This is a genomic window from Paenibacillus sp. FSL R5-0470 (assembly GCF_037975205.1).
Classification (GTDB): Bacteria; Bacillota; Bacilli; order Paenibacillales; family Paenibacillaceae; genus Paenibacillus_AQ.
On the sequence record NZ_CP150238.1, the window covers coordinates 2283812 to 2299697 of the forward strand.

15 protein-coding genes are annotated in these 15886 nt (G+C 41.6%); 13 read left to right on the top strand and 2 right to left on the bottom strand.

The window, feature by feature from the left end:
- The first annotated feature begins 39 nt into the window (after positions 1–39).
- Together MKY99_RS09695 and MKY99_RS09700 are read left to right on the top strand one after the other, a co-directional pair.
- Entirely contained in the window at positions 40–990 is a 951-nt protein-coding gene (locus MKY99_RS09695) for a nucleoside hydrolase (protein ID WP_339270167.1), read from the top strand.
- Between the two features lie 158 nt (positions 991–1148).
- Entirely contained in the window at positions 1149–2402 is a 1254-nt protein-coding gene (locus MKY99_RS09700) for a stalk domain-containing protein (RefSeq protein ID WP_339270168.1), read from the top strand.
- 54 nt (positions 2403–2456) lie between these two features.
- On the opposite strand, the gene MKY99_RS09705 is transcribed toward MKY99_RS09700, so the two are convergent.
- Positions 2457–3005: a hypothetical protein gene (locus MKY99_RS09705; protein WP_339270170.1), complete on the bottom strand. Its 549-nt coding sequence runs from the start codon at positions 3003–3005 to the stop codon at positions 2457–2459.
- 378 nt (positions 3006–3383) lie between these two features.
- Between MKY99_RS09705 and MKY99_RS09710 the strand changes: the two genes are divergently transcribed.
- The 3 genes from MKY99_RS09710 to MKY99_RS09720 all read left to right on the top strand — a co-directional run bounded on the left by MKY99_RS09710 (position 3384) and on the right by MKY99_RS09720 (position 7781).
- The gene (locus MKY99_RS09710) at positions 3384–4331 is read left to right on the top strand and encodes a radical SAM protein (RefSeq protein ID WP_339270172.1); all 948 of its coding nucleotides are present in this window, start codon (positions 3384–3386) and stop codon (positions 4329–4331) included.
- A 175-nt stretch (positions 4332–4506) separates the two neighbouring features.
- On the top strand, positions 4507–5532 hold the full coding sequence (locus tag MKY99_RS09715) for a bile acid:sodium symporter family protein (protein WP_339270173.1): 1026 nt from the start codon (positions 4507–4509) through the stop codon (positions 5530–5532).
- Between the two features lie 215 nt (positions 5533–5747).
- A complete protein-coding gene (locus MKY99_RS09720) occupies positions 5748–7781 on the top strand; it encodes a methyl-accepting chemotaxis protein (RefSeq protein ID WP_076283221.1) in 2034 nt (677 codons plus the stop codon).
- Between the two features lie 151 nt (positions 7782–7932).
- On the opposite strand, the gene MKY99_RS09725 is transcribed toward MKY99_RS09720, so the two are convergent.
- Positions 7933–9213, bottom strand: a complete 1281-nt coding sequence (locus tag MKY99_RS09725) for a histidine--tRNA ligase (protein ID WP_339270176.1) — start codon at positions 9211–9213, stop codon at positions 7933–7935.
- A gap of 352 nt (positions 9214–9565) precedes the next feature.
- Between MKY99_RS09725 and MKY99_RS09730 the strand changes: the two genes are divergently transcribed.
- From MKY99_RS09730 to MKY99_RS09765, 8 genes are all read left to right on the top strand, one after another.
- On the top strand, positions 9566–10219 hold the full coding sequence (locus MKY99_RS09730) for an HD domain-containing protein (RefSeq protein ID WP_339270178.1): 654 nt from the start codon (positions 9566–9568) through the stop codon (positions 10217–10219).
- Positions 10220–10304: 85 nt separating this feature from the next.
- Positions 10305–11750 (top strand): DEAD/DEAH box helicase, encoded by a 1446-nt coding sequence (locus tag MKY99_RS09735; RefSeq protein ID WP_339270180.1) that lies wholly within the window; start codon positions 10305–10307, stop codon positions 11748–11750.
- Between the two features lie 178 nt (positions 11751–11928).
- Complete coding sequence (locus MKY99_RS09740; protein ID WP_339270182.1) at positions 11929–12321, top strand: hypothetical protein; 393 nt, start codon at positions 11929–11931, stop codon at positions 12319–12321.
- Between the two features lie 314 nt (positions 12322–12635).
- Positions 12636–13061: a glucosaminidase domain-containing protein gene (locus MKY99_RS09745; protein WP_256721575.1), complete on the top strand. Its 426-nt coding sequence runs from the start codon at positions 12636–12638 to the stop codon at positions 13059–13061.
- Positions 13062–13066: 5 nt separating this feature from the next.
- Complete coding sequence (locus MKY99_RS09750) at positions 13067–13354, top strand: hypothetical protein (protein ID WP_076283215.1); 288 nt, start codon at positions 13067–13069, stop codon at positions 13352–13354.
- Positions 13354–13794, top strand: a complete 441-nt coding sequence (locus tag MKY99_RS09755; RefSeq protein ID WP_076283214.1) for a hypothetical protein — start codon at positions 13354–13356, stop codon at positions 13792–13794. Before MKY99_RS09750 ends, MKY99_RS09755 begins: the two co-directional genes overlap by 1 nt.
- 287 nt (positions 13795–14081) lie before the next feature.
- The gene (locus MKY99_RS09760) at positions 14082–14759 is read left to right on the top strand and encodes a hypothetical protein (RefSeq protein WP_339270184.1); all 678 of its coding nucleotides are present in this window, start codon (positions 14082–14084) and stop codon (positions 14757–14759) included.
- Between the two features lie 545 nt (positions 14760–15304).
- On the top strand, positions 15305–15745 hold the full coding sequence (locus MKY99_RS09765; RefSeq protein ID WP_076298564.1) for a GNAT family N-acetyltransferase: 441 nt from the start codon (positions 15305–15307) through the stop codon (positions 15743–15745).
- Positions 15746–15886: the final 141 nt, after the last annotated feature.

Sequence of the window (15886 nt, forward strand, 5' to 3'; positions counted from 1 at the left end):
GATAATCCATACGACATTGCAGGGTGGGAGAGAACATAAATGAGCAAAACACGAATTATTATTGATGCAGACACAGGTATTGATGACGCACTGGCGATTTTGTATGCCTTACGCGCTCCAAATGTAATTGTAGAAGGAATTACAACCGTTTTTGGGAATATTGATGTCGACAAGGCGGCGGACAATTCACTGCGACTTATTGAGCTTGCTAAGCCTGGTTATGAGATTCCTGTAGCTATTGGAGCATCCAAGGCACTTGTTCGTGAGCACTCAGGCTACGCCACTCATGTGCATGGTGAGAACGGTATTGGTAATGTGGAAATTGCTCCATCCAGCCAGCGTCCCATTAGCGAAACTGCATCTGAGTTTATTGTTCGGATGGCTAATGAGAATCCCGGAGAAATTGTATTAGTTACACTGGCACATCTAACCAACCTTTCGATGGCGCTTGATATGGACCCTGGGATTAAGAATACTTTGAAAAAAGTAGTGGTGATGGGCGGTACGATCTTCAATCCCGGCAATAGAACACCGGTTGCAGAAGCGAATATTGCTGGAGACCCTGAAGCTGCAGATCATGTATTTACATCTGGACTTCCCGTTATGATGGTGGGTTTAGACGTTACGCTTAAGACGCGGATTACCCAAGAGCATATCGATTTGTTAAACCGTTTTGGACGTGAAGAGAATAAAGCGATCATTTCGTTTATGGAACAATCGCTCACTCATTATTTTAATTTCTATCGTGAAGCGAACTTTTTGATTAACAGTGCACCGCTGCATGATCCACTCGCGCTTATGGTTGCGCTGCAACCAGATCTAGTAACCTATAAAGAAATGAATGTTCGTGTGGAGCACAAAGGTGAGTTTACATCGGGAATGGTCGTAGCGGATTTGCGGGCTCTGCCAAAAGTGGGTAAACCCATACAAGTTGCTGTGGATGTTGATGTTGAACGAGCAGTGGGAACCTTTTTGAGCGTGTTTATGTAATTTTGTCGACCTCTACTAATATGAAAAATAATTTCGAAGCTCATAGATGACAATCTATTAATTTTACAATTGGATAATCTTTGGTAAAATGGTAGAAGACATATAAAGAGTTTAAGAGATTACACTTCATATTATGGAAGATGGGAGACTTAACAGTCATGAACAAACGGATTGGCAAATTGGTTTTATGTCTGGCGATTTCGCTAGGCGGCACCACGGCATTATTCCAAAACACTACACAAGCAGCCCTTGCAGGTGGAGTTAGTATTGTGCTGGATGGTTATGCACTGCCGTTTCCAGTAGAGCCTGTTGTGATGAACGGAACAACGATGGTTCCATTCCGGGCGATATCAGAAGCGCTGGGGATCAACGTAGAGTGGAATCAAGCGCTTAAGAAAATTACCGCGACCAAGACGGATACAGCGGGTACTAAAGTGGTAACGTTGACCCTTGGTAGTAAAAATGCAGGCGTAAACGGCGAAGTTGTGAAGCTAGGGGTTGCCCCGCAAACGATCCGTAATAACACGATGATTCCACTTAGCTTCTTCGGCCAGCAGTTTGGTGCGGGCGTAGCTTGGGATCAAGCAACCAAAACGGTATCGATCACTTCACCGAAGACGGATATGTACAAGCTGGGCTTTTATGCGCTTAGCTCATACAGTGAAATTTCGTTACTTCCTAGCTTCGATGCTGTAGCTTTTGGGTGGAGCGGGATTGATAAAAGTGGACAATTCACCACGACAGGCACTGACTTTAGATGGCCTCAAGCAGCTGGGGATGTAACCCCAGAGTCTATTATCTCGAATGCAGCAGCAGGTGGCACAGCGCCTTATCTGATGGTCTTTTCTGGTGACACTGCAGCGGAGCTCACGAAGAATCTGGAAGATAAAGCGCTTCAAGAGCAGACGATTACAGGAATCGTTGATCTGGCTACACAAAAGGGATTCCAAGGTATCACACTGGATCTCGAAGGACTGGGTTTAACGGGAGATAAAGCAAAGGTGCAAGCCGATTACAATGCTTTTGTGAAGAATTTGTCTCAAAAAGCACATGCAGCAGGTCTTAAGCTCACGGTTATTCTTCATCCATTAAACAGCTCTTATAAAGGTTATGATTACAAGACGCTGGGAAGCCTCGCAGACGATTTGGTCATTATGGCTTATGATTATTTGCAAGAGAAAAAAATTCCAGAGCCGATGAGTTTAGTTGATGAAGGCATCCGGCTTGCACTTCAGCAAGTGAGTAAGGATAAGCTGATTCTCGGTATTTCCGTATACAGTGAGAATGAAACATCAGTAAATTCCAAGGTTGGACTTGCCAAACGTTATGGACTTAAAGGGATTGCAATCTGGCGTGTGGGCTTGATTGGACAGCCTGTCTGGAATGAGATGGGCAAGTCGGTGGAGTTGTAGGCGGAATTATGATACGTTATCCAAAGAAAAGGGCTGCCATTTGGCAGCCTTTTTTTATTCATACGTACCATTCTTGATGGACTCGATGGTAGTGAACATCCGTGAGTATACATCTTTAATGTTGGGTTCATTTACTTTGCCGTTGTAAAGTCCGTATCCCCAAGTTTTATATGTTTCACCAGTTTGAAGATAGCAAGTAACATACATATCACTATTAAAATTTGTTAAAGAATAGTGCTCATACGATACGTCTTCAAGAACAAACGGCATAAATGATTTCGTAGCTCCAATAAAGAAGAAAGGAACGCCTGCATTTGTGTATACTTTAACATACTTGTTGTCGTCCGCTTCTTTCAGATGCTCTTTCGTAATAACTACAGCATCATATTGGGAGGAGAGCTTTGAATAATCTTCTAACTCCTCAAAAGAAATACTTTTGAAGTACACATGTTCTTCTCTTATTTTAGGGACCTCGCCAACAACACCTATAAATAAGCTTTTCCCTGAGTACAGCGGTGTATCAACCGTATCGGCATTAGATGTACAACCTGTAACAAATATGAATATTAGTATAATGAGTGAATTTAGGATGATTTTCCTCATCTTTTGGCTCCTTTCAAGCGTTCTGCATGAGTTGTGTTTGCTTACAATAAAGCATTATACTGGAAATTAATGGTTCAGACCAGTAAATGGATCATGGACTTCGAAAGAAGCCTGATTCAGAGGAGGGGGATGTTGCATCCAAACTGTAGGAGCGATAGCGACCGCCCGAAATCTTTCCGTAGGAAAGCTCACTTCGTAAGCATAGGCTGTCTCCGGAAGTCCAAACATTCCCGTAGTTACGACTGAAGCTGCTGACCTGGATTTCTCAAACACACTTCGACTGTAATATACCTCACATTAACCTAAGCCGTAAACCTTTATAATCTCTAAGATTGAACCCTTGAATCAAATCATTATTTTTCAGGAGGACTTTAGAGAATGAGATATAAAGCATTGGAACTAGACAAACCGCTTACTTATGAGCTGGAAGGCTTAGAAATAGGAGTTACCTCGAACTGTAATTTTCGCTGCGATTATTGTTGTGCGTATAATAGAAATGATGGACAATGCATCAAGGCTAAAGAGGTTATCCGAATTCTTGAAGAGCTTCCTGGTCTGAAAAGAGTACGCTTGTCAGGTGGCGAGGTCACATTAAAGTTCGATGACTGTGTGGAGATTGTAAACTACTGCTCATCCAGAGGGATTCAGACACAGCTCAATTCGAACGGCAGTCTTTTAAATGCTGAACGGATTGATCAATTGGTCGCGGCAGGATTAACGACGATACATATTTCCTTCAATTTTACTACAGCGGACGCATTCTCTCGTTATTATAATATTCATCCAAGCATCTACGAGAAAATTAGAGAGAACATTACTATGTTCGCGGCAACTAGTGTAGATACGGTGCTGGAAACGCTGTTGTTCAGCGAAACTCAGGATAATATGAAGGAAATTAGTGATCACGTATATGCGATGGGTGTTAGAACACATGAGATTCAGAACAGTATTATCATGGATCATACGGGTTGGAAGTCTATAGCTGCCCGTGAACAATTAAAGAATGCTGTGAGTGAACTGATCGCTATGAAGAAAGAGGATACGACCCTGTATTTCACTTGCATGGACCGGTTTATGGATGCGCTTGGGTTCGAGGAGCAACCGGGCGTTTATTTTCCACACTGCATAGAGGGCAAGAAACAGCTTCATCTACATGGCAATGGAGACATTCTGATCTCTGAATTATGTCATCCCGTTATTATTGGCAACATTTATCAGGGCACCTCATTGAAGGACTTATATAGTAACATGCCAGCGCCTTTGGCTCAGTTCCTGGATAAACTGCCATGCCCAGCACTGGACGCATTGTTTCCGCAAGGGGTTTAAATCGTTAAGCATTGCTATAAAATTACGACATGGAGCCAATTTAATGAATTGGTTCCTTTTTTGTGTAGTAGATTAATGGAAAGTCCTGTATGATTTCTGTAAGCTTATAGAGACTGCTATAACTTAAATTTGCGGATAAGGAATGTATGACATCCATACATAAGGTGTGCGACACATGATTACGAATATAAGAAATGGACTCATCAAATCCAATGTTGTTCTCGAAAAAATCATGCCATTATTAACACCTACTGCCATCGTGGTTGGTGTGCTTAATGAAAGCAGACTGCTACCATTCACAGGTCTCGTCCCATGGATATTCGCCTTTATGACATTGATCGGAAGCTTGAAATCCAATCTCAAGGATCTGCTGGGCGTATTGCTGAAACCACAGAAGTTGATCGTGTTGATGATTATTCTTCATATCGTGATGCCGCTCATTGGCTGGCTCGTTGCAAGTGCTGTTTTTCCGGGAGATCCTTACACAGTGACAGGATTTGTACTATTGTTTGCGATCCCAACGGGTGTGGTTAGCGTGGTGTGGGTATCCATATACGGCGGAAACATTGCACTAACTTTGGCGCTTATTCTGATCGATACGCTCTTGTCACCGATTGTCGTTCCGGGTACCTTGTATTTGCTCATGGGAGCGAGTGTGGAGATTCAGCTTGGGGAAATGATGAAAGGGCTCCTATGGATGGTTGTCATTCCTTCGGTGGTCGGGATGCTTCTGAATCAATGGACAAAAGGCAAGGTGAATACGGTATGTGGACCTCCGCTTTCCCCATTTGTAAAGGTTGGGTTGTTCATGGTCGTTTCTATTAATGGTGCTAGCATTGCCCGTTATCTGAAACACCCGGATAGTAAATTAGCGATTATTATTGGCGTAACCTTCGTAACCGTAGTTCTCGGATATGTAATCGGAGCATTGGTATCGCGCCGTTTCCGCTTTAGCTACGAAGATTCTGTGGCCGTACAATTTAATTCCGGCATGCGTAATTTAAGCGCGGGAGCTGTGCTCGCAGTAAAATATTTTCCTCCGGCTGTTGCACTCCCTGTGATTTCAGGAATGTTATTCCAGCAAATTCTCGCTGCAATGTCTGGTCTGTTTTTACGTAGCAAAACTAAACACCCTTTAACAGATGGTGCAATCACGCAAGTTTCCCCAGCATCCCAGTCAGAACCGCCTATTTCATTTTAGAAATAAAACAGGTCTTAATAACTAGTGAAAAGAAGATGACCGAACTAGTAGAACTAGTTTTTTCTGCATTTATATGCAAAAATTCGACATTTTTTGATATTTTCCGTATTTTCGCTTCGTCAATATTCACTAATTTATCATCATATCCGATAGTAGTTGTATTATTTACAATTGCATTGTTCTCTAATGAACAGTAGTCGGAAGGATGAGGGAAAATGAAGATTCGTCTTAAACTATCACTTATGATGATAGGTGTGACCCTATTATGTATTGCAGTAATGGGGGTTTTTACATATTTAAGGTCAACTCAGGCCATTGTGAGCCTTACTGAGAATTCTATGAAGCAGGTCAATACGAATAAAGCTCAGACCATATCGGCTATGATTTCGAAGGAGCAGAGAAGTATTGAACTTATTGCGGGAAGGTCGGAAATTGTCGAATTATTACTCCAAGCAGGGAATGGTGGCGTCGCCAAGGGGAGTAAGCTACAGAATGAGGTAAATATCAGCCTTCAGGGAATTGTGAAGGATGCTGGGAACCTCGAACATGCTTTTGTCAGTGATATGAATGGCATCGCTGTGGCTGACAGTGATATTAAGCTTATAGGTACGGATTTTAGTGATAGAAATTATACGAAGAAAGTAATGGAGACTGCGGCGCCGGTAATTAGCGAAACACTGAAATCGAAATCTACTGGGGCTTATGTGGTAGGATTTGTACATCCGGTTAAGAGTAACGGGAAGATGATTGGATATGTAGCTTCAGCGGTTTCCGCAGATAGTATGATTAAGTATTTAGCAGATGCAAAAGTAGTAAATACAACGACTTCGTATGCTTATCTTCTCGATGAGAATGGGAATACACTGTATCATCCGGATAAGAAGCAAGTAGGACAACCTGTTGCCAATGATCAGATCATGGCTGTGGTGAAGCGTGTGAAATCTGGTGAAAAAGTAGAAGATAGCCTGCTTAGCTATACATATAATGATGTGGATAAAAAATCAGCCTATACCGTTATGCCTGAGACCCACTGGTTGCTTGGAATAACCGCAAATTTAGATGAAATTGTAAAACCTGTGAATGAGATGAGAAGCTTTAATCTGTTTCTGGGTGCAGGAAGTTTGATTATTGCATTGTTGATTGCTTTATATTTTGCTCAAAAAATCTCTTCACCGATTGCTAAACTGACAGAGTTGATAAATAGAACGGCAGAGTTGAATCTGACGTATGACTCCCAGTACGAGTATCTGACGAAAAACAAAGATGAAACAGGTACGATAGCCATAGCGATGCTCCGAACACGGGTTATTCTTCGTGATATGGCGGGTAGTCTAATCATGATCTCGACCAAGGTGCTTGATAATGCGGAGACTCTTGAAAAGCTGTCTATAGATGTACGGGAGAATGCTCATGATAATTCGGCAACTACACAGCAGCTTTCGGCAGGGATGGAGGAGACAGCAGCTTCAACACAAGAGATGACGGCAGCGATAACTGAAATTGATATTAATGTGTCCGAGATCTCCAGTAATGTGAAGGAAGGCGCTGAAGTTTCCAAGCAGATCAGTGAGCGGGCGATGGTGTTACAAGATGAGGCGATAGAGTCTACGGATAATGCGAAGCGAGTGTATGAATCTGTTCGTATCGATATGGAAAAAGCAATTGAACAGTCGAATGCGATCTCAGAGATTAATGTACTGGCGGATACGATTCTATCGATTACTAGTCAGACCAATCTGCTTGCTTTGAATGCAGCGATCGAAGCGGCTAGAGCAGGTGAGGCAGGTAGAGGATTTGCTGTTGTAGCTGGTGAAATCCGCAAGTTGGCTGAGAAATCGTCAGAGACTGCGGCTGGGATTCAAGGGGTCGTTTCAGGAGTTTATGCTTCTGTTGAACTAATGAAGGAAAATTCAGAGGCGTTACTAGCTTTTATTGACCAGAATGTTCTTGGAGACTATGAGCGGTTAACGGAGGTAAGTCAGCAATATAACAGAGATGCTACAACAGTGAATTTGCTGATGAATCAATTTGAGACCGCGGCTGATCATCTAAGTATGGCCGTTTCTAGTATTTCTATAGCGGTCAATGAAGTGGCTGCTACAGTAAATGAGGGGGCTATTGGGATTCAGGATATTGCGGTGAAGACGGCTGATATCGTTGAGAAGACATTCCATGAAGTTACGGTGGCTGACGAGAATACCCAAAGTGCCAAGGAGCTACAGGGGCTGGTAGATCGGTTTAAGATCTAAGTAGGATTAAGGGAATCTTTATCCGTCATTCATAAAATATTAAGCTTGTAAGGTTATAGTACATATATAACCTCCCTTAAATATAAACTTTGCCCCGCCGGCCGTCGGCGGGGTCTTTTTTTTATGTGAATCTTTTTAAGCGAATACCAGCTTAGCCAGTGATGAGGTAAATAGCTTCATCCAGCGGAACGATAACCTCTGTTTGTTCCACCATATCTTTCAAACGTACCTTATCAACACTTGATTCGCTTTCGCCGATCAGTATAACGTAACGGATGTTTTTGGATGAAGCTGTGGCGAGCTGCTTTTTTAATTTTCTTTTACCGGATACGAGAGTGGTTCTTATAGAACAGGCACGCAGCTCGGCTGCTGCAATTAAAGCTTGTGGTAGTGTCTCACCAATGGGAATGACCATAACATTTGCTGCTCTATTTTCTTGGATAGGTCGTTCTGTTAGGAGCGCCATGATTGACTCCATACCAAATGACAACCCCACCGTAGGATATTGAATATCCTCTCTGCCCACTAGCTGTCCGATAATCGCGTCATATCTGCCTCCGCCACCCAAGCTTGAGGCAAAGGAACCAGATGCATCAAAGATCTCGTAAACTGTTCCTGTGTAGAATGAAAGACCTCGGGATAAGAAAGGATCGAAGCGGCAAGTCTCCTGTAGTCCAATGTCTTGGATTAGATTTTGTAGGATGAAAACCTCTGACGCACCCGGTTGTGTTGTGAGATTGTATTTGTCGCATAACTGCTCAAAGCTTGGATTATCCATTTCGATAAGCGCTAGAATCGCCGCGATGGTTGCAGGTTCTAGCCCCTTGCCAATCAACTCGTTCTCCACTCCACTAATGTTGATTTTCTCAAGTTTATCAAGGGTAAGCATAACGGATAGTTGCTCTTCCGCAGGTACGCCGATGGACTCTAGAATCTCACCGAGAAAACGTCGATTGTTCCATTTTAGAATGATAGGAATGTCTAGCTTGCGGAACGCTTCGGTAGCCAGTTGCATTTGCTCAGCTTCAGCCTCAGGGCCGGAAATGCCGACCACATCGACATCACATTGCAGGAATTCACGCAGACGCCCACGTTTTACGGGTCCATCTCGGAACACTTTTCCGATCTCATACCGCTTAAAGGGAAACTCTATCCCTGGATTTAAAGCGATCACTTTGGCAAAAGGAATCGTCAGATCATAACGCAACCCCAATTTGCGGCTGCCCTGATCTGTAAGTTGGTACATTTCCTTAAGAATTTCGTCCCCGCCTGCATATTTTGAGGTTAATAACTCCAATTCATTTAATAACGTCGTATCCATCGATTCAAAATCATAGAGCTCGAACAAGTCCTGCAGCGTATTTTGAATGTTCTTTCTGAGCGCTTGCTCTTGACCGAAGTAATCATAAGTTCCTTTAATGTTTTGCATCATTAGTAGCTCCTTTGAATTGGCATAGTGTAGAAAATAAAAAAACGCGCAGGACCTCTTGGTCCTGCGCGTGATCTATGCCGCAGGGAGGCCAACGCGAGTAGCGTTAGCCTCCCTGAAAAAATTCAGGAGTGCTAACGCTGTTTGTGATAATAATGAAGTTGATTCAGCATGATTGTATTTGTATTCATCAGAACCAATTCCCTTCGAAATTTTGATTACTGCCGATTATAGCCGATCATTTGGAGTCGTGCAAGCAAGAATTTATATTTGTTCGATTTCTTGTGGGCGAATGGACAAGTTATCAGCTATAATAGGGCTTCGATATTCCTTAAGGAAAGGGAGTTTTTCTACGATGAATGAATCTTTAATTATAGCTCGAACCGAAGATTTTGTTAAAGAACAACTTGGACAAGATACTACGGGTCATGACTGGTGGCATTGCGATAGAGTGCGCAACACCGCCGCTGAAATTGCCCAGATCGAGAGCGCAGATGTATTTGTTTGCACGATGGCCGCCTTGCTGCATGATGTTGCTGACGAGAAGCTTAATCCGTCTAAAGAAGAAGGTTTGCTTAAAGTACGTACTTGGCTTTCTTCAAACCTTACAGATGAGCAACAAATTAATCATATTATGATGATTATTGAGACGATGTCCTTTAGTGGTGGCGGGGGAGAACCGATGCAGACGCTTGAAGGCCAAGTGGTTCAAGATGCCGATCGACTTGATGCGCTTGGTGCGATTGGCATTGCCAGAACCTTTATTTTCTCAGGGGCGAAAGGTCGTCCAGCTTATGATCCAGAAGTGTCTCCAAGAGATGAATCGCTTCAAAAGGAGTACAGGGATTACAGCAAAGGAACGGCTATCAATCATTTTTATGAGAAGTTATTAAAATTAAAATTCCTGATGAATACAACCTATGGACGCAAGTTAGCAGAAGAACGGCATGATTTTATGCTTAATTATCTGGACCAGTTCTATAAGGAATGGAATCAAGGGAACCAATAGCTGTTATAATGATAAGTATGCACAAGATGAAGGATCGCGGAGTTTCCGCTTTAACCAGAACAATCGGCATAGAAGAGGTTGAACGATGAGTGAATTGCAATTTAGAGATTATGAGTTAAACGAAGACATTATTAAAGCGCTGGATGTCCTGAAATATGAGACGCCAACAGAAGTTCAAAGCAAAGTGATCCCTGTAGCTCTTCAGCAAAAGGATCTGATCGTTAAATCGCAAACGGGTAGCGGAAAGACGGCAGCTTACGGAATCCCCGTCTGTGATTTGGTGGATTGGGTGGAGAATAAGCCGCAGGCTTTGATTCTAACGCCTACTCGGGAGCTTGCCATGCAAGTGAAAGAGGATATCACCAACATTGGACGATTTAAACGGGTTAAGGCCGTGGCTCTTTTCGGTAAGCAGCCTTTTGCTCCACAAAAAATTGAGCTTACTCAAAAAACACATGTTGTCGTAGGTACGCCTGGACGTGTGTTCGACCATATTGAAAGAGGTACGCTTCCGCTAAATCGGATCAAGTATTTGATCATCGATGAAGCAGACGAAATGCTGAGCATGGGGTTCATTGAACAGATCGAAAAGATCATTAAGCAGCTGCCAAAAGAACGGGTGACTTGTGTTTTCTCCGCTACATTACCGGAAGTGATTAAGAATTTGTGCCGGAAATATATGAGCGATCCAACGGAAATTGAGATACAAGCAAGTGGAATTACAACCGCTACAATTGAACATGCGTTGATCGAAGTGAGACAAGCTGCTAAGTTCTCGCTACTGAGCGATATTATTACGGTGGAGAATCCGGATAGCTGCATTATCTTTTGCCGTACACAAGAACAGGTGAATGCGGTATTTAGAGGGCTGGCTGATTTGGAATATCCCTGTGATAAGATCCACGGGGGAATGGAGCAGGACGAGCGTTTTGAGGTCATGAATGCTTTTAAAAGAGGGCAGTTCCGTTATCTAATCGCTACCGATGTAGCGGCAAGAGGCATTGATATCGAGAACATCACTCACGTGATTAATTACGATATTCCACTGGAAAAAGAAAGCTACGTGCACCGTACAGGCAGAACTGCTCGTGCAGGTAAGACAGGTAAAGCGATCACTTTTGTCACTCCAAATGAGCAAAAGTGGGTGAAGGACATTGAAGGCTATATTGGCTTTAGCATCCCACCTATGAAAGCTCCTTCGGATGATGCCGTTGCTTACGCGAAGGAAGCATTCGAGCAGAAGATTAACAAGCAGCCTGTCCGCAAGAAGGACAAAAGCGAAAGCTTGAACAAAGAGATCATGAAGCTGTACTTCAACGGCGGCAAGAAAAAGAAGCTAAGAGCCGTGGACTTTGTCGGCACAATCGCAAAGCTTGAGGGTATATCTGCAGAAGATATCGGTATTATCTCGATTCAGGACAATGTGACCTACGTGGATATTTTGAACGGTAAAGGTGCAATGGTACTGCAAGCGATGAGAGAGACGACGGTGAAGGGCAAGCAGCTTAAAGTGCATATTGCGAAGAAATAAGTACGTGAACAGCAGTTTTATCGCTAATCACCATTCATAAGTGCCGCTATTGATGCGGTTTAATTAAGAGGGAGTCGTGTTCTTTACGCGGCTCCTTTTTTATTTGTTTTTTACAGATTGAAAATAGAGGATTAATCTATCGGTATTCAGAACTGTTGCTAAATAAAGAGGTGGTATAGTGAAAAGTGAATTTAAGAACGTTAGAATTCCAGCGATTCTGCAAGTTCTAATGGTTGTATTTTTGCATTTTATAACTATCTATTTTTTGAAGCTGAATACTGAGGAGTGGGATGAAGGAATAGTAAGGCAGATGTTCTTAATGTATTCAGCGCCAATATTTCTTACATATATGTCTTGCAAGATGGCTTTAAAGACGAGGAAGCTAAGGTACAACATTGCATGGTTAGTCATTAGTACTTTACCTAGTATGAGAATTCTATTTTATTTAAAAGAATACCAAGGGGAAAAATCTGCAAATCCTGGTTTCGTTGAATTTGATATTCCTCAGATAGAGCTTATTTATCTATTTCCTGTTAGTTACTTGGGTATCCAACCATGGAAAAGTTTCTAATTATGCTAAGGGATGGATGAGGTTGGTCGTTTGATACCCTGAAGGAAACGGTGAGGCTCTATCGTAAAGAAACTTAGTTTTGGGAGGAGTAATTATCGAATTGGGTGTAGATGAAAATAGTTTGTGCTTGGGCGAGTGTTTAGATTGTGTTTTTGTTTGATTTATAGGGAAAACCTCCCTATAAATCGCCTGAAATCCGCTGTTATGAGCTAATTAGGTGAATTTAAAGGGAGAAATTCCCTAATTGTTGAAATCAGGACCGTAATATCGATGAAATTGGGGAGGATTTCCCTAAATTTCATTCCCACGAATCCATAGGAAAAAACGCAGTATGCAATTATAATTTGTTTGGTATTAAAGCGAATAAATCATATAAAGGTGATTATTGCTTGGCAAGAACACATGAAGAAGTGGATGGCGTACGTGTGCCCACGACTTCAAAATTCCGGAGCTACTCTAGCGTAGCAGGATCTTTTGCTGACCATTCGGATTTCCTACTTAAAAACAGCCGTTATCGTTTCGCATTATCCAAAGAAAATCCTTATGAGTTTGCTAACGAACTCCAAAGAGCTGGTTATGCGACGGATAGTCAGTATGCCAACAAACTGAAATCGATTATCCGAAAACAAAACTTAGCTTCGCTAGATATGAATCAAGGGATTGACCCCGCAACGGCCAACCCTTTACTGATATCGGGTTTGTTGGAGGAGGCAGTGGGGACGGTGGGGCTGGTAGTTTAATTACTGTGACCTTTGGGATTAGTCAATATTATGGTGGGCCGGCAGTTAAAACCCATCAAGAAAAACGTATGGACGGTAAGTATTATACCGTTTATGAAACCATAAACGATCCCACAACCGGAAACCCAATAATTAATTTTGAAAATTACGATCGTGTGGTACTCTCATCTGAAGCGCAAGCTCCAATCATTGAGATAAAAGACATCCCAGAAGCAATTAGAGTAACCATTTATGCATCCAATGAACGAGAATTTTATGTGATGAACGTAGACTATATAAAGGGGACCTATTAATGAATACACAATTGGTTAATCTGCAGTTCAGTGATACTTACCTCATGGTCAATTTCGAGATTACTTTCCAAGAAATTCAATCCTGGTTGTCTATGGCCGGCCACAACATGGATGATGCATCCCTTTTTCGAGCTTTGTTATTCCCAGAATCATTAGATTCGGACCAACAGACCGAGTTGTGCTGGATTATCCTACACAGATACGAGGATGTTTTCTTTCAAACCAATCGCAACTGGACGGATCCGGAACATCCAGCAACAATGAACTGCGTGCATCAGTTATTGCTTCGCATGATGAACAGTCGCACACTTAATGGTGAAGATAATACGAAGCTGGACCTTTACTTACTCTTGCAGGAAGACCGTCAAGCTGATACACCGTTATATCCTACGCTACATCATCTGTTTGATGTGAAGTGGGGCAGTTCCGCTTCCGCGTAGTGTAGCAATTTGAAATAGCGTTTAATCCTAATAGCAGAAAGAATTTTATTACACCGCCTTCGAAAGAAGGCTTTTTTTGTTAGTCGATACCTCTCAATAAAATAGTGGAATATTAAAATACGCTCTTTTAGTCGGTATGGTATCAACGGAACTAAATGATATATCAAGCGTAATTGTAAATAAAAGGAGTGATTTAATGAGTTATTTTATCGAGTTTTTAAGAACCTTATTCCCTGATTCAACACCCGCTGCAATATCAATTATAGTTACAGTATTAGTTTTTTTGGATGTATAAGGAGCTAAGAAGCAACTTTCTTGAAAACAGTAAATCTAATCAACAACGGGTAGATAAGGCTCTTGATATCTACTCTGACATTGAATTTGGAATATATAAATACCTCAATGAAAAAAGTGACCTTTTTACAGTAGCTGAAAAGATATCTAAAGCCTCTTCGCTCCTTCCTTATGATTTACTAAAATTATTCATTAAGTTTAAAGAGACAACTAATGAGTCTTTAAAAAGGGAGATGTTGCTTGAATTACATAAAGATATAGAAAAGGAAATTTATAGTTTGAAATTTAAACAAGTTGATCCAGTAACATTCAAGAGTGATAAAAATATAGCCGCAAGTGTTGAATACTACATAAAAACGAAGATTGCACCTTTTGGAATTCCTTTTATTTATACCTACTTTAATTTTGTGTTTTTGTTATTACTTATACTGCTCATCGCTTTAATTGATAGCGCCGCGACAGTAACGGAACAAATTTTCTTGATTTCCTTGATTTTCGCTTCATTGTCCTACCTTATGGTTCTATATAATATTATTTCTGAAGGTTTTCTTAAAAGACGATTCCAACGCTCCTATATAAACTGGATTTTATTGTTAATATTTGCACTTGGGATGCCATCATTGATGGTTTTTACTGACGCATGGTTCAGAGGCATCCTCGTCTTTGTATGATATTTATTTATGGTTATTATGCAGGACGAAAGTGTATGAGAGAACGTGCTGTATAAATGGTCCCCGCAATCTGCTTAATAACAACCATACAACTGATGTGAATTATGTTATGGTTCATTCACTTAGAGCTTGGAACAGATGTACCGCGGTGAAGATAAATCAGGGTGAACCGTACCATAAGTGACTGCAAGTTTTATCGGGAAATCTGGAAGTAGGCTTGGTAGGGCGCTTTGCAGGGTATGGGTTTGGGATTGGCTACGTATTAGGCAAGTCGGAAACAACAGGCTGTTGAGAGCTTTTTTGGTTCACAGAAGGATGAGTCATCTGGCTCCCTATATGTATTAAAGTTTGCTTGAATCAGTTTTAGGCTTACAGGAAGTTGTGTTTAAATATAATCATATTTTACCATGTTAGTTCATATCAAGTGTTATACTGTACAGTTATGAATAAGAACGGAACGCTTGTTTGGATAACGGAGAGCGACTAGTAAAATAAAAGAAAAAAGGTAATTTAGCGACTAGTTGCCTATAAGAAAGGGAGTATTTATGCAAATAGAATCGCTTAATTCTAGCGATAAGTTATGGCAAGTCGTTGCTGAGTATGCGCTGAATTGTTCATGGAAAGCAGGAACTACTTTAGCTAAGCAAATGAAAGAATTCCATTTTTCAGACTGGGAAAGAGTTTTTGCAGCATTAGATGGTGATCGTATTGCTGGCTATTGCACTTTAGCAAAAACAGACTGCATACCTGATGTTTCCTATACACCTTATATCGGGTTTGTGTTTGTGGGAGAGCAGTACAGAGGCGATCGATTAAGTGAAAAGTTGATTTTATCTGCCTTGGCATACGCTAAGGAACTTGAATTCGATAAAGTATACCTTGTCAGTGATCATGTTAATTTGTACGAAAAATATGGTTTCAAGAAGGTAGATGAGAAAGAGGCACCTTGGGGGGCAATGGAGACTATTTTTATGCACTTGGCGTAACGTGCTGCTATCTAGCAAAGGGCCATTCCGCAAGGGATGGCCCTAAAACTTGCAGTTTCAGCTAGCGCGGAGAACCCTATCACAAGTAATGTCGAAATTTATGAAAAAGCTAGTAATTAAGAGATTACATAAGGTTTTAGA

Coding starts and splice junctions, on each gene's coding strand:
- MKY99_RS09765 (WP_076298564.1), top strand. CDS start 15,305: ATGCAAATAGAATCGCTTAATTCTAGCGATAAGTTATGGCAAGTCGTT.
- MKY99_RS09760 (WP_339270184.1), top strand. CDS start 14,082: ATGTATAAGGAGCTAAGAAGCAACTTTCTTGAAAACAGTAAATCTAAT.
- MKY99_RS09715 (WP_339270173.1), top strand. CDS start 4,507: ATGATTACGAATATAAGAAATGGACTCATCAAATCCAATGTTGTTCTC.
- MKY99_RS09735 (WP_339270180.1), top strand. CDS start 10,305: ATGAGTGAATTGCAATTTAGAGATTATGAGTTAAACGAAGACATTATT.
- MKY99_RS09730 (WP_339270178.1), top strand. CDS start 9,566: ATGAATGAATCTTTAATTATAGCTCGAACCGAAGATTTTGTTAAAGAA.
- MKY99_RS09705 (WP_339270170.1), bottom strand. CDS start 3,005: ATGAGGAAAATCATCCTAAATTCACTCATTATACTAATATTCATATTT.
- MKY99_RS09710 (WP_339270172.1), top strand. CDS start 3,384: ATGAGATATAAAGCATTGGAACTAGACAAACCGCTTACTTATGAGCTG.
- MKY99_RS09695 (WP_339270167.1), top strand. CDS start 40: ATGAGCAAAACACGAATTATTATTGATGCAGACACAGGTATTGATGAC.
- MKY99_RS09720 (WP_076283221.1), top strand. CDS start 5,748: ATGAAGATTCGTCTTAAACTATCACTTATGATGATAGGTGTGACCCTA.
- MKY99_RS09755 (WP_076283214.1), top strand. CDS start 13,354: ATGAATACACAATTGGTTAATCTGCAGTTCAGTGATACTTACCTCATG.
- MKY99_RS09725 (WP_339270176.1), bottom strand. CDS start 9,213: ATGATGCAAAACATTAAAGGAACTTATGATTACTTCGGTCAAGAGCAA.
- MKY99_RS09700 (WP_339270168.1), top strand. CDS start 1,149: ATGAACAAACGGATTGGCAAATTGGTTTTATGTCTGGCGATTTCGCTA.